Below are 12607 nucleotides of genomic sequence, written 5' to 3' on the forward strand. Positions count from 1 at the left end.
CCCCTTCGTCGGGCTCGATCCTACCGTCAGCGCCCCGAAATGAGCGCTGCACCCAGCCGCAGCGGGCGCGGCGCACCACAACGGCGTACGCCGTTTCCCATGGCTTCTCACAAGGGGACTGTGGGGACAACACCGGAACCCGGCAACACCATCCCGTCCGACAACGTAGTTTTGTCCGTATGTCTGATCAGGCGACACGCGCCGCCGCGTCCATCCCGAACCGCCCCGAGAACATCGTCGTGTGGAGCGCGGATTACCTCGGCTACCGGTGGAGCGACGACCACCCGATGAATCCGACTCGACTCGATCTGACAATGGCACTCGCCACGGACATCGGCCTGCTCGCGGGCGTCGAACTCGTCGAGCCCACTGCCGCGCCGGATTCCGAGCTCCTCCGATTTCACACCAGCGCCTACATCGAGGCCGTCAAACAGGCACCGTCGCAGGGCCCGGCTCTGCGAGATCCGGACGACGTCGTCCACGGACTGGGTTCCGACGACAACCCGGTGTTTCCGCAGATGCACGAGGCGAGCGCAATGCTCGCCGGTGGCTCTCTGGCCGCCGCCCGCGAAATCGCGTCGGGACGTGCTCGACGCGCGGTGAGCATCGGCGGCGGCATGCACCACGCGATGGCCGACTGGGCCTCCGGCTTCTGTGTCTACAACGACGCCGCGATCGCCATCTCGTGGTTGCTGGACAACGGGTTCGACCGGATCGCCTACATCGACGTCGACGCTCATCACGGGGACGGCGTTCAAGCGGCATTCCTCGGTGACCCGAGGGTGCTCACCGTCTCCTTGCACCAACATCCGGCGACGCTGTGGCCGAACACCGGATGGTCGACCGAGGTGGGAGCCGAACGCGGTGAGGGAACCTCGATCAACGTTCCATTGTTGCCCGGCACCGCGGATCGGTTGTGGCTGCGCGCGTTCCACGCGATCGTGCCGGGTGCGATCGCGGCGTTCGCGCCTCAGATCATCGTCAGCCAGTGCGGTGTCGACAGCCACCGCGAGGATCCCCTCGCGGACCTGGCCTTGACCGTCGACGGCCAGAACGCGGCATTCCTGGCCATGCGTGATCTGGCGGACAAACATTCCGAGGGTCGGTGGTTGGCCGTCGGCGGCGGAGGGTACGGCTTGGTACGCGTCGTTCCACGGGCCTGGACGTACCTGATCGCTGCCGCGCTCGGTCGCGACATCGACCCGATGTCGGCGTTGCCGGACACGTGGCGGGAGCGAGTACGGACCATGGCACCGAGTGTCGACCTCCCGCAGACGATGGGTGACGGGGGAGACGTCGACTATCCCGCCTGGGACGGACCCGGGGGCTCTCTGGCCGGGACCGACGGCACCGACAGGGCGCTCGAACGCGTCGACTCGGCCATCATCGCCACCCGTCGAGCAGTGTTTCCACTGCTCGGACTCGATCCGGAGGACCCGCGTGACTGATCCGACCGACAGCCCCTCGGACGAGGAGCCGGCCGTTGCGGCGTCGGACCCGAGTGACAAGGAACCGAGTGACAAGGAACCGAGCGACCAGGAACCGAGCGACAAGGACCTGGCCAGGGAGCGAGCGGAAACATCCTTTCCGCGGCACTGGGTTGCCGACGTCCTGACCTCCGACGGCGGTGTGGTGCACCTGCGTCCCATCGTCCCGTCGGACTCCGAACGGATCGTCGCATTCCACGGCCGGTTGTCCGAGCGGACGAGATACCTGCGGTATTTCGGCCCGTACCCCACGATGCCGCAGCGTGACGTGCTCAACTTCACCACGGTCGATCACCATGACCGGGTGGCGTTCGTCGCAGTGCTCGGTGACGACATCATTGCGGTCGGCCGCTACGAGCGACTGCCCGAGGGGGACGGCAACTCCGCCGAGGTGGCTTTCGTCGTCGCCGACGCGCACCAGGGCCGCGGGCTGGGTCCGATCCTGCTCGAACACCTCGCGGGAGCGGCCGCCGAGAACGGGGTGAACATGTTCGTCGCCGAGGTGCTCGCCGAGAACCGGAACATGGTCACCGTCTTCCGGGAGGCGGGGTACCAGGTCAGCAGGTCCTTCGAGGGTGGTGTGCTGCGACTGGAGTTCGCCATCGACCCCAGCGAAGCTCTGCTGTCGGTGCGCAATTCCCGTGAGCGTGCCGCCGAGGCCCGCAGTGTGCGCAACGTACTGAGCCCACGATCGGTGGCCGTGATCGGAGCGTCGACGGACAGCTCGAAGGTGGGCAACGCCGTTCTCGCGAATCTGCTGGCGGGCAACTTCACCGGGCCCGTCTATCCCGTCAACGCCGACCATCGTTCGGTTCGCGGGGTCCGCGCCTACGCCACGGTGCACGACATCCCGGATCCGGTCGATCTTGCGATCGCCGCGGTACCGGCCGATGCGATCGACGCGGTACTCGACGACTGCCTCGACAAGGGCGTCAAAGCGTTGCTGGTGGTCTCGGGTGGATTCGGCGAGACCGGACCTGCGGGGCAGGAGAGCGAGCGACGGCTGGTGCTCGCGGCGAGGGCGCACGGAATGCGGTTGATCGGGCCCAACGCGCTCGGTGTGGCGAACACCGATCCCGAGTTCGGTCTGAACGCCACTCTGGCTCCGCATCTGCCCACTCCGGGCAACGTCGGGTTCTTCTGTCAGTCCGGTGCCCTCGGCATCGCGATTCTGGACGAGGCCGCCAACCGCAGGCTCGGACTGTCGACCTTCGTCTCGGCCGGAAACCGCGCCGATGTGTCCGGTAACGATCTATTGCAGTACTGGGATTCGGACCCGGCCACCGAGGTGATCCTGCTGTACCTCGAGAGCTTCGGTAATCCCAGGAAGTTCACCAGGATCGCCCGACGGGTGGCGCGCAGCAAGCCCATCATCGCGGTCAAGAGCGGCCGCGGGGCCGTGCCGCCCGCACACGCGATCGGTGCCGACATCGACGACTCGATCGTGCGCGCACTGTTCGCTCAGGCCGGAGTCATCCAGGTCGACACCATCTCGGAACTCTTCGATTGCGCGGTGCTTTTCGGAAATCAGCCGCTGCCCGTCGGACCGAGGGTTGCCGTGGTGGGAAACTCGACTGCGCTCGGGGTGTTGGCGGTCGACGCTGCGCGGGCCAAGGGCTTGCATGCGAGCAGCCCGATCGATGTCGGTCCGCAGGCCGGTCCCGAGGATTTCGCCGCGGCGGTGTCGTCGGCACTGGCCGCGTCGGACATCGACGCCGTCATCGTCGTGTTCGTACCCCCGGTGGCGGTGGAGGTGGAGCCGTTCGCGACCGCGCTCGGCAACGCCGTCCGTGGATCCGACAAGCCCGTACTCTCGACGTTCCTCGCTACCGAGGGCATTCCGGACGTCCTGGCGGTCCGCGGGCCGGGTGGATACCCCATCCGCGGTTCGGTGCCTTCGTACTCGAGCCCGGAGCGAGCGGTTGCTGCCCTCGCCGCCGCGTGGCGCTACTCCGCGTGGCGGTCGCGACCGGTGTCGAACCTGGTCCGCCCCAAGAGCATCGATTCCGAACGCGCCAAGCAGCTGGTCGAGGGCTGGCGTTCGGCAGGCAGTCACGGACGGTGGCTCTCCGATTTCGAAACCGCCGAGTTGCTGGGCTGCTACGGCCTCGACGTCGTCGCTTTCCGGACGGTGACCGACGAGGACGAGGCCGTCGCAGCGGCAGACGAACTCGGCTACCCGGTGGCGGTCAAGGCGACCGGTGAACGGTGGCGGCACCGGCCGGATCTCGGCGGAGTGCGACTGGACATGGCGGACGCGTCCGCGGTGCGGGTGGCGTATCGCAATCTGGCGGCAGACTCGGGCGAGCCGTTGTTGCACGTCCAGCGCATGGCGGTCAAGGGAATCGGCTGCGTCGTACGCGTACAGGACGACCCGTCGTTCGGATCGCTCATCTCGTTCGGTCTGGCCGGCGTCATCTCGGACCTGCTGGGCGACCGTGCCTATCGGGTACTTCCGCTGACCGAGGACGAGGCCGCGCAGCTGATCGACGCGCCCAAGGCGGCTCCGCTGCTGTCCGGATATCGCAATGCGGTGCCCGTCAACAAGAACGCATTGATCGATCTCGTGCAGCGAATATCTGCACTGGCAGAGGACATCGCCGACATTCGTGAGATCTCCTGCGAGCCGGTTCTGGCGTCCGCCGACGGCGCACAGATCACCGATGCTCGCGTCCGCATCGGTCCGGAACCGACCAAGGCCGATCTGGGCCCGCGTCGATTGCGCTGACCGAGACCGGCTTCGAAAAGGCGGAAGCCGAGTCGACGTCCCAGGGGGAGAGGACGTCGACTCGGCTACCGCACGAGGTGACGCGAGCGGGGATGGTCACCGCTGCGCCACCGGTCGGTGGTGACGTTCAGCTGGCGTAGGACCTCAGCTTCTCGGCGCGGTCGCCCTGCCGAAGCTTCACCATCACCTCGCGCTCGATCTGACGGACACGCTCACGGGAGAGCCCGAAGAGCTTGCCGATCTGATCGAGGGTGCGGGGCTGTCCGTCGTCCAAGCCGTAACGGAGACGGATGACCTGCTGCTCCCGCTCGTCGAGAGTGCCGAGAACCACGCGAACGTCGCTGTGCAACAGTCCGGCGATGACGGCGTTCTCCGCGGACGTCGCCTCGGAGTCCTCGATGAAGTCGCCGAGGGGTGCTTCCTCGTCGCTGCCCACCGGCATGTCCAGGCTCACCGGGTCGCGGCTGTGGTCGAGCAGGTCGGCGATCTTCTCCACCGCGATACCCGATTCGCTCGACAGCTCCTCGTCCGTTGCCTCGCGGCCGAGCTGCTGATGCAGCTCACGCTTGATCCTGGCCAGCTTGTTGACCTGTTCGACCAGGTGGACAGGCAGCCGGATGGTGCGGCTCTGATCTGCCATTCCGCGGGTGATGGCCTGACGAATCCACCAGGTCGCGTAGGTCGAGAACTTGAAGCCCTTGGCGTAGTCGAACTTCTCCATCGCGCGGATGAGTCCGAGGTTGCCCTCCTGGATCAGGTCCAGCAAGGGCATACCGCGCCCGGTGTAGCGCTTGGCAAGAGACACGACCAGGCGAAGGTTCGCTTCGAGGAGATGGCTGCGGGCGGCGCTGCCGTCGCGAACGATGATGGCGAGGTTGCGCTTCTTGACCGCGCTCAACCTCTTCGTGTTCTCGAGAACCTGCTTCGCGTACAGACCAGCCTCGATCCTCTTGGCCAGATCTACTTCCTCGGCAGCCGTCAGCAACGCGGTGCGGCCGATTCCGTTGAGGTACACGCGAACGAGATCGGCTGCTGGGCTCTGGGCGTCCAGATCGGCGTCGGTCGGCCGTGGACGAATCGTGGTGCTGGGGCTGGTCATGACTTGCCTCCTGGTCGGTGGTGTCTCACAGGGTTCAACGCTCGGGAGACTCCGATAAGTTCCCACGCCGATCCGGTGGATACCCGCGTGACCAGGGATTACGTCATGTTCGTCCTGAGAAGTTGCTGAGAAGTGAAACCGCCGGGAACGGTCGCTCTCGTGGGGTGACGTCCGGGACTCATCGGGCCGGCAGAACCAGGCCGTGCCGGACGAGCCCCTGCATCATCGTCACCGCTTGCTGTGCCAGTTCCTCTGCGTCCTCGTCGTGCGCAGCAGCGAGCAACTCCACCAGTTCACCGACCGGTAGGCCATCGGGTCGCAGCCCGGCGAGCAGAGCCGCACCGAGTTCGTCGACGTCGTGCTGCCACTGCGGGCCGTTTCCGCGATGGACTCGCACCGCTATCGGAGCCCAGCCCTCGTCGCCGGGGAGATAGACGCGTTCGAGTGCGGTGTTCGGTTCCAGAGTCAGCACCGAGTCGAGGATGTCGTGCTCTCGCAGCCAGTCCAGCCGCGCGAAGTACTCGATCGCTTCGTTGCCCAGCGGGTCGGAGAAGCCGTGCGTGAGCTCCTCGGCGAGAAGATCGGTCGGCGCATCGGTACTGCGGAGATAGACGAACCCGAAACCGATTCCTTCCACGTCGGCGGCAGCGAAGTGATCGAGCCAGGACTGTGCCACCGCGGCCGCGTCGGGATCGCGGGGATCGAGTCCGCCGTCGCGCATCCACGTGCCCACGTACAGCGCGGGATCGGCGACGTCGCGCTCGACGACCCAGGCGTCGATCCCGTGCGCGGGAAGCCACGACGCCACGCGAGCACGCCAGTCCTCGCCGCGGACGTGCACCCACGAGGCCAGGATGGCAGCGGTACCACCGAGCGTCAGATGGTCCGGGGCCCGGCCGATCATCAGAGCGCTCGCGCCGTCGAGATCGAGGCCGGAATCGCGGTACGAATGCAGCACTTCGGCGCGGCCGACGACGAACGGCGGGTTGGCGACGATGCGATCGAATCGACGCCCGGTAACCGGCTCGAACCACGAACCGTGCAGAAACTCGACGTCGAGGCCGTTGAGCGCCATCGTCGCCGCCGCGAGGTCCATCGACCGCGGACTGATGTCCGTTGCGGTCACCTGCGCCGCATAGTCGCAGGCGTGGACGGCCTGGACGCCGCAGCCGGTACCGACGTCGAGAACACTGGTCACCGGCGACGTGGGGGTTCCCCTCAGCAGCGACAACGAGGCCTGGCCGACGCCGAGCACGTGGTCGCGAGCAGTCTCCGCGACGCGCATGCTGCCGTCCGGATCGGAGACGATCCATCGGGTTCCGTGTCCGGCGTCGAGCGGTCGAATGTCGAGCAGCGTCCGCACCGTGGACCCGGAACGGGTCAGGATCCCGGCCGAGACGGCGTCGTCGACCGTCAACGGCGCGATGGCGTCGGCGACGTCGGACTCGGCGCAGTCGTCGACGAGCAGGAACAGGCGTACCAGAACACCCAGCGCACCGCCGTCCCGACTGGCGTTGCGCACCGGCACCGGTTCGCTGCGACCGAGGGCAGCATGGGCGTCGTCCCCGAGCAGCGTCAGGACGCCGTCGGCGTCGTACCCCGCCCGCTCGAAGGCATCACGAAGATCGGAGCAGGCGAGGACGAGCGGGGACGTGGAGTTCGGTGCAGTCACGACGCAAGTGTCGCATCGGCGAGAGCCGGTGCGTCAGTCGTCGCCCGCTTCGATCACCCGGTGGTTGCTCGATTCCAGTTGCGGCCTGTCGACGGTCCGGTAGTCGTACCGGCTCATCTCGTCCTTGGTGCGGGGCGGCCGATCGTTGGCGATCAGCACAGCCATCCACGGCAGAGGAATGGACGCTCCGACTATTGCCATGGAGATCCACGGGTTCATCCACATCCCGTACGCGATGGCAGCCAACACCAACGCCGGGATGCGGAACGACATGATGAACATGTATTTGCGGACGCGAGCTTTGTGCTGCTCCTCGACCGACTGCTGCGCCTCGGTGATAAGGACGGGCCCATCCGGCGAGTCGCTGTACGCGCTTCCGTCGAACCCTGGGGTTCTCGTCATACCTCCACTGTGGCACTACTGCTCACAGAATGCTTGCAACGAGCTTGTGCAACCGGTTACCCCTCGATGGGGATCCACGGATTAATCTGGGTCCATGAGCACTCAGACGAAGGACCGTCCCGACATCGCACCGGACGAAACCACGGAAGACGACCGGCCGAAGTTCTTTCACTACGTGAAGAAGAACAAGATCGCCGAGAGCGCGGTGATGGGTACGCACGTCGTCGCGCTGTGCGGTGAGGTGTTTCCCGTCACCAAGTCGGCGAAGCCCGGATCACCGGTGTGCCCGGACTGCAAGAAGGTCTACGAGGGCCTGAAGAAAGGCGACTGAGCACCGTCTCCCGGGTGTCGGTCGGGGGTCGGCTCGGGACGCCCCGAGCGGACGCGGTCGCCGGACAGTTTGATCGGCCCCGTGGCCAGCCGTCGGGCGACAGCGGTCACCGGCCCCGACGGCTTGTCGTCGGTTGCCGTCTGCGCTGCGATCCACTCGCGCATCTGGTCCATTCGTGTTGCCCGTGCAGGCGAGAACTCCTGGATCGTCGCGTTGAACTCGGCCCCGAGCACGACGGCGAAGCCGAGGAAGAACGTGAACAGCAGAAACGCGATGGGTGTCGCCAGGGCGCCGTAGGTGTACCCGGTGCTCGTCACCCAGCCGAGGTATCGACGCAGGACCGCGCTCGCGATCATGAAGAACACCCCGGCCAGCAGAGCGCCGCCGAGGAGACGATGCCACGGCAGTGAGGTGTGCAGAGCAACCTTGTACAGCGTCGTCAAACCCATGATCAGCAGTAGACCGACGGCCGGATAGTAGAAGAAGTCGACGAGCTCGCTGCCCACCGTGATCCACGAATCCGGCAGGATCTGCTGCACGTACACCGGTCCGAGGGCGACGAGCGGAAGCACGAAGACCGCGATCACCAGGAAACCCACGTAGAGAAGCAGCGCGAAGAACCGCTGCCAGACGGGGTTTCGCGCGTCGGCCTGGCCGTGCGCTTCGACGATGGAATCGACGAACGTCGAGATCGCCGACGACCCGGCCCACAACGAGAGCAGAAAGCCCACGGACACGATCTCTCCGCTGCCCTGAGCGAGGACGTCCTTGACCGTCGGAGCGATGATCTGGTCCACGACGCTGCCGCTGAACAGGGTGTTGCTGAACGTGATGATCTTGGACTCGATGATCTCGACGGTGTTGGGTCCGAACCATCCGCCGACGAGTCCCAGACTGCCCAGCACACCGAGCAGCAGCGGCGGCAGTGACAGCGTCTGCCAGAACGCGGCCGTTGCAGCCTTGCTGAAGATCGAATCGTCCCACGCTTTGCTCAGAGTGCGCACAGTCACTTTCCACACCGCGTGTAGTGGTTTTCTCGCCGACAATCGTTCCGGTGGTGGAGTTCCGCCTGCAGACTCGCTCATGGTTCCTCCAGCATTCCTGACGAAAGGCGTCTTCGCCTAACAGCCGACTCGCCGTGTCGCATCCGACTCGCCCCAGCGATGCGGGATCGGTCGGTGCGGAGCGATAGGCTCCTCCGCGGACACTGCAGGGCTACCGAGAGCGCGAGGAATTTACATCGATGCCAGGAACCGGCGGCCAGTGAGCGCTGACATGTTCGATCCGACACCACCATCGACCGAGCAGCCTGCCGCTCCCACGAGCGGGGGAGCACCGCTGCGCGCGTGGCAGCGACGGGCGCTGACGAAGTATCTCGTCGCCTCGCCCAAGGACTTTCTCGCGGTCGCAACGCCCGGCGCAGGCAAGACGACGTTCGCCCTTCGGGTGGCTGCCGAACTGCTGGCCCATCGCACCGTCGATCAGGTCACCGTCGTCGCGCCCACCGAGCACCTCAAGCACCAGTGGGCGGAGTCGGCGGCCAGGGTCGGCATCGCATTGGACTCGCGCTTCTCGAACTCGACCGGGCAGACCTCGAGCGACTATCACGGCGTGGTCGTGACGTACGCGCAGATCGCATCGCACCCGTTCAAGCATCGGGTGCGCACCGAATCGCGTAAGACTCTCGTGATTCTCGACGAGATTCACCACGGTGGCGACGCGAAGAGCTGGGGTGAAGGCATTCGCGAAGCGTTCGGAGACGCCACGCGACGGCTCGCACTGACCGGTACGCCGTTCCGCAGCGACGACAGTCCCATTCCGTTCGTCAACTACGAACCGGATCAGGACGGCCTGATGCGGTCCAAGGCCGATCACGCGTACGGCTACTCCGATGCTCTTGCGGACGGCGTCGTCCGTCCGGTCGTGTTTCTCGCGTACTCCGGAGAAGCGCGCTGGCGGGACAGTGCCGGTGAGGAGTACACCGCCCGGCTCGGTGAGCCGCTCAATGCCGAACAGACCGCGAGGGCATGGCGCACGGCACTGGATCCGCAGGGCGACTGGATGCCGGCCGTGCTGTTGGCGGCGAACACGCGTCTCGCGCAACTGCGGGCAGGCGGCATGCCCGATGCAGGCGGTCTGGTGATCGCGACCGATCAGACGGTAGCGCGGGCCTACGCGAAGCTGATCGAGGTGATCACGGGGGAGACACCGGCGATCGTGCTGTCCGACGACCCCACGTCCTCGGCTCGCATCGCCGAGTTCGGCAAGAGCGATCAGCGTTGGATGGTCGCGGTTCGCATGGTGTCCGAGGGCGTCGACGTTCCGCGACTGGCCGTCGGTGTCTACGCGACGAGCGCGTCGACCCCGCTGTATTTCGCGCAGGCCATCGGCCGCTTCGTGCGGTCTCGGCGCAAGGGGGAGACCGCGAGCGTCTTCCTGCCGTCGGTACCGGTGCTGTTGGATCTCGCGTCGCAGCTCGAGGCGCAGCGCGATCACATTCTCGGAAAACCGCACCGGGAGAAAGACGGTTTCGACGACGAGCTGTTGGCCGACGCCAACAAGCAGAAGGACGAACTGGGCGAAGAAGAGAAGGCGTACACCTCGCTCGGTGCAGATGCGGAACTGGACCAGGTGATCTACGACGGCTCCTCGTTCGGTACCGCGACGTTCTCGGGCAGCGACGAGGAAGCCGACTATCTCGGTCTGCCCGGCTTGCTCGACGCGAAGCAGATGCGCGACCTGTTGCGTCAGCGTCAGCAAGAGCAGATCGACAAGCCCGCTGCGGGCCCTGCGGTGCCGGCTCCTGCCGTCGTCAACGACAGGGCCACCAGTGCGGGCCAGTTGGCCGGCCTGCGGCGTGAATTGAACAGTTTGGTTGCGGTGTACCACCACCGCACCGGGAAGCCGCACGGGGTGATTCACGGCGATCTGCGTCGTATCTGCGGCGGCCCGCCGACGGCGATGGCGTCGGCCGATCAGTTGGGTGAGCGAATCGCGCAGTTGCGGAAGATGTAGCGCCTCGGGCGGAACCGGGCACGAAAAAGACGGACGGTCTGGTGACCGTCCGTCTTCTTCGTGTTCGTCGATCGTGGCGAACCTGTTTCCCCCGACACAAAAGGTGGGTTACACCGTGGAGTCCGATTCGGTCATCACCGTTGCGTTCACTTCACGCAAACGGGCTTCGTGCTCGGTGGCGTGGTGACCGCAGAAGAGAAGTTCTCCACCGGTCGAGAGCACGACACGCGCGCGAGCCCCTGCACCGCACCGGTCGCACCGGTCCGCTGCTGTCAATTGTGGGCTGGTCAATGTTCCGGGCATGACTCCTCCGTACTGGCTTGCGGGTTGTCCCGTTCGCCTGGGGCCGGTCCGCCGCGTCGGTATGGCGCGGTTCGTTCACTCTGTCAGACGTATGGCGGTCACGCGTTGTTCCCGAGCGCGTTTCTTTGTGTTGTCACTAACACGAAACATGTCCCACGAGCAGGAACATCTCCCAGAGTGTTCGCTGAGAGCTGATACCGGTTCACGCGAGCCACGGCAGTAGGGTCGCCGATGTGTCTTCGACTTCCACTTCGCTCTCCGGCGCATCGAAGCTCGGTATTCCATCCCTGTTCGTCATCGGCGCGGTGTGTATGTACGTCGGTGCGGCGATCGGTGTGTTCCTGTTCGACGTCGTCGATCCGGCCGCGGTGGCGTGGCTGCGTGGCTTCGGTGCGGCGCTGGTGCTGGTGCTCTGGCGACGGCCGTGGCGGCGTAGGGCGGGCACCGGCGGGGCGTGGACCGTGCGTCGGGCGATCACGGCCGCCGCGTTCGGCGGTGCGACGATCGGCATGAACGCAATGTTCTACGAGGCGATCGCCCGGCTTCCCCTCGGCGCGGCGGTGGCCATCGAGTTTCTCGGGCCGATCGCGGTCGCTGCTGCCGGGTCGAGAAGGCCTGCCGATGTGTGCGCGTTGCTCCTGGTGGTGGCCGGTGTCGGGGCCGTCGCTTCCGCGCAGTTCGAGGGCGGCGAGGTGGGGCTGGTCGGGATCGCGTTCGCGCTGGGCTCGGCGGCCCTGTGGGCTGCCTACATCGTGCTGGGCAAGTCGGTTGCCGACGCAGGCCAGGGACTCGACGACATGGCTGCCGGGTTCGGAATCGCATCCGTACTCCTGGCCGTGCCGTTGTTCGGACCGTTCGCGGTCCAGCACTCGAATGCGTTGGGAGACTGGCGGATCTGGGTTCTCGGATTGGGCGTCGGGCTGCTGTCGAGTGTGGTTCCCTACGTTCTCGATCAGTACGTCCTGGTGCGAGTGGGCCGGGCGCGCTTCGCATTGTTGCTGGCGCTGCTTCCGGCGACGGCGACGGTGGTCGGTGCCGTGGTGCTGACCCAGATTCCGACGGCTCTCGAGGCTCTGGGAATCGTGGCTGTCATCGCTGCCGTCGTCGTCGGTGGCCTGCCGGCCCGCAGAGATCGTGGCGTTGCCGACATTCCACCGCCCTGAGCCGCACTCGACACTGCAGAATGGAACGGTGACCAGCAAGCAGGACGACCTCGTTCACATCTGCACGGCAGGGGAGTGGCTCGCGATGCGCGGTCGGGCCGACTACACCCCGGACTCGTACGATTCCGTCGGGTTCGTGCACCTGTCCACACCCGACCAAGTGCACCTGCCGGCGAATCGGCTCTTCTCCGGGCGCACGGATCTGGTTCTGCTGCGCATCGATCCGGCTCGTCTGACGGCACCCGTTCGGTGGGAACCGGGGGTACCGACAGATCCGGAGTCGATGGTCTTCCCGCACCTGTACGGACCGCTACCGATCGCGGCCGTGACTGCGGTCGTCGACTATCGGCCGGGGCCGGACGGAACGTTCGGGGTGCCGCAGGTGTGACGGCATCCACGCCGCAAAA

General features: G+C 66.2%; 11 protein-coding genes. 6 read left to right on the forward strand and 5 right to left on the reverse strand.

Going from position 1 to position 12607, the window contains the following annotated elements:
- Window positions 1-179 precede the first annotated feature (179 nt).
- Both R3P93_RS03985 and R3P93_RS03990 read left to right on the forward strand, forming a co-directional pair.
- Complete coding sequence (locus R3P93_RS03985) at window positions 180-1448, forward strand: acetoin utilization protein AcuC (protein WP_317532438.1); 1269 nt, start codon at window positions 180-182, stop codon at window positions 1446-1448.
- Between the two features lie 109 nt (window positions 1449-1557).
- A complete protein-coding gene (locus R3P93_RS03990) occupies window positions 1558-4215 on the forward strand; it encodes a bifunctional acetate--CoA ligase family protein/GNAT family N-acetyltransferase (RefSeq protein WP_094642396.1) in 2658 nt (885 codons plus the stop codon).
- A 127-nt stretch (window positions 4216-4342) separates the two neighbouring features.
- On the opposite strand, the gene R3P93_RS03995 is transcribed toward R3P93_RS03990, so the two are convergent.
- From R3P93_RS03995 to R3P93_RS04005, 3 genes are all read right to left on the reverse strand, one after another.
- The gene (locus R3P93_RS03995) at window positions 4343-5314 is read right to left on the reverse strand and encodes a sigma-70 family RNA polymerase sigma factor (RefSeq protein WP_032377730.1); all 972 of its coding nucleotides are present in this window, start codon (window positions 5312-5314) and stop codon (window positions 4343-4345) included.
- 178 nt (window positions 5315-5492) lie between these two features.
- Window positions 5493-6986: a DUF7782 domain-containing protein gene (locus R3P93_RS04000; protein ID WP_317532440.1), complete on the reverse strand. Its 1494-nt coding sequence runs from the start codon at window positions 6984-6986 to the stop codon at window positions 5493-5495.
- 33 nt (window positions 6987-7019) lie between these two features.
- Window positions 7020-7388: a DUF3099 domain-containing protein gene (locus R3P93_RS04005; RefSeq protein WP_068050653.1), complete on the reverse strand. Its 369-nt coding sequence runs from the start codon at window positions 7386-7388 to the stop codon at window positions 7020-7022.
- A gap of 94 nt (window positions 7389-7482) precedes the next feature.
- On the opposite strand from R3P93_RS04005, the gene R3P93_RS04010 reads away from it, so the two are divergent.
- Window positions 7483-7719 carry a DUF3039 domain-containing protein gene (locus tag R3P93_RS04010; RefSeq protein WP_068050652.1) on the forward strand — a complete coding sequence of 79 codons (237 nt, stop codon included), beginning with the start codon at window positions 7483-7485 and terminating at the stop codon, window positions 7717-7719.
- Here R3P93_RS04010 and R3P93_RS04015 read toward each other — a convergent pair.
- The gene (locus R3P93_RS04015) at window positions 7692-8804 is read right to left on the reverse strand and encodes a YihY/virulence factor BrkB family protein (RefSeq protein ID WP_317532441.1); all 1113 of its coding nucleotides are present in this window, start codon (window positions 8802-8804) and stop codon (window positions 7692-7694) included. The two genes, R3P93_RS04010 and R3P93_RS04015, sit on opposite strands and share 28 nt — an antisense overlap.
- 190 nt (window positions 8805-8994) lie before the next feature.
- On the opposite strand from R3P93_RS04015, the gene R3P93_RS04020 reads away from it, so the two are divergent.
- A complete protein-coding gene (locus tag R3P93_RS04020; RefSeq protein WP_094642023.1) occupies window positions 8995-10734 on the forward strand; it encodes a DEAD/DEAH box helicase in 1740 nt (579 codons plus the stop codon).
- Between the two features lie 108 nt (window positions 10735-10842).
- Here R3P93_RS04020 and R3P93_RS04025 read toward each other — a convergent pair whose 3' ends face one another.
- A complete protein-coding gene (locus R3P93_RS04025; protein WP_027496884.1) occupies window positions 10843-11037 on the reverse strand; it encodes a DUF7455 domain-containing protein in 195 nt (64 codons plus the stop codon).
- A gap of 233 nt (window positions 11038-11270) precedes the next feature.
- On the opposite strand from R3P93_RS04025, the gene R3P93_RS04030 reads away from it, so the two are divergent.
- The gene (locus R3P93_RS04030; protein ID WP_317532442.1) at window positions 11271-12200 is read left to right on the forward strand and encodes an EamA family transporter; all 930 of its coding nucleotides are present in this window, start codon (window positions 11271-11273) and stop codon (window positions 12198-12200) included.
- Window positions 12201-12228: 28 nt separating this feature from the next.
- Window positions 12229-12588, forward strand: coding sequence for a DUF952 domain-containing protein (locus R3P93_RS04035; RefSeq protein WP_317532443.1), 360 nt, complete (start codon window positions 12229-12231; stop codon window positions 12586-12588).
- Window positions 12589-12607 lie beyond the last annotated feature (19 nt).

Source organism: Rhodococcus cerastii, assembly GCF_033042195.1.
Lineage (GTDB): Bacteria > Actinomycetota > Actinomycetes > Mycobacteriales > Mycobacteriaceae > Rhodococcoides.

Coding starts and splice junctions, on each gene's coding strand:
- R3P93_RS04020 (WP_094642023.1), top strand. CDS start 8,995: ATGTTCGATCCGACACCACCATCGACCGAGCAGCCTGCCGCTCCCACG.
- R3P93_RS04025 (WP_027496884.1), bottom strand. CDS start 11,037: ATGCCCGGAACATTGACCAGCCCACAATTGACAGCAGCGGACCGGTGC.
- R3P93_RS04005 (WP_068050653.1), bottom strand. CDS start 7,388: ATGACGAGAACCCCAGGGTTCGACGGAAGCGCGTACAGCGACTCGCCG.
- R3P93_RS03985 (WP_317532438.1), top strand. CDS start 180: ATGTCTGATCAGGCGACACGCGCCGCCGCGTCCATCCCGAACCGCCCC.
- R3P93_RS03995 (WP_032377730.1), bottom strand. CDS start 5,314: ATGACCAGCCCCAGCACCACGATTCGTCCACGGCCGACCGACGCCGAT.
- R3P93_RS04010 (WP_068050652.1), top strand. CDS start 7,483: ATGAGCACTCAGACGAAGGACCGTCCCGACATCGCACCGGACGAAACC.
- R3P93_RS04015 (WP_317532441.1), bottom strand. CDS start 8,804: ATGAGCGAGTCTGCAGGCGGAACTCCACCACCGGAACGATTGTCGGCG.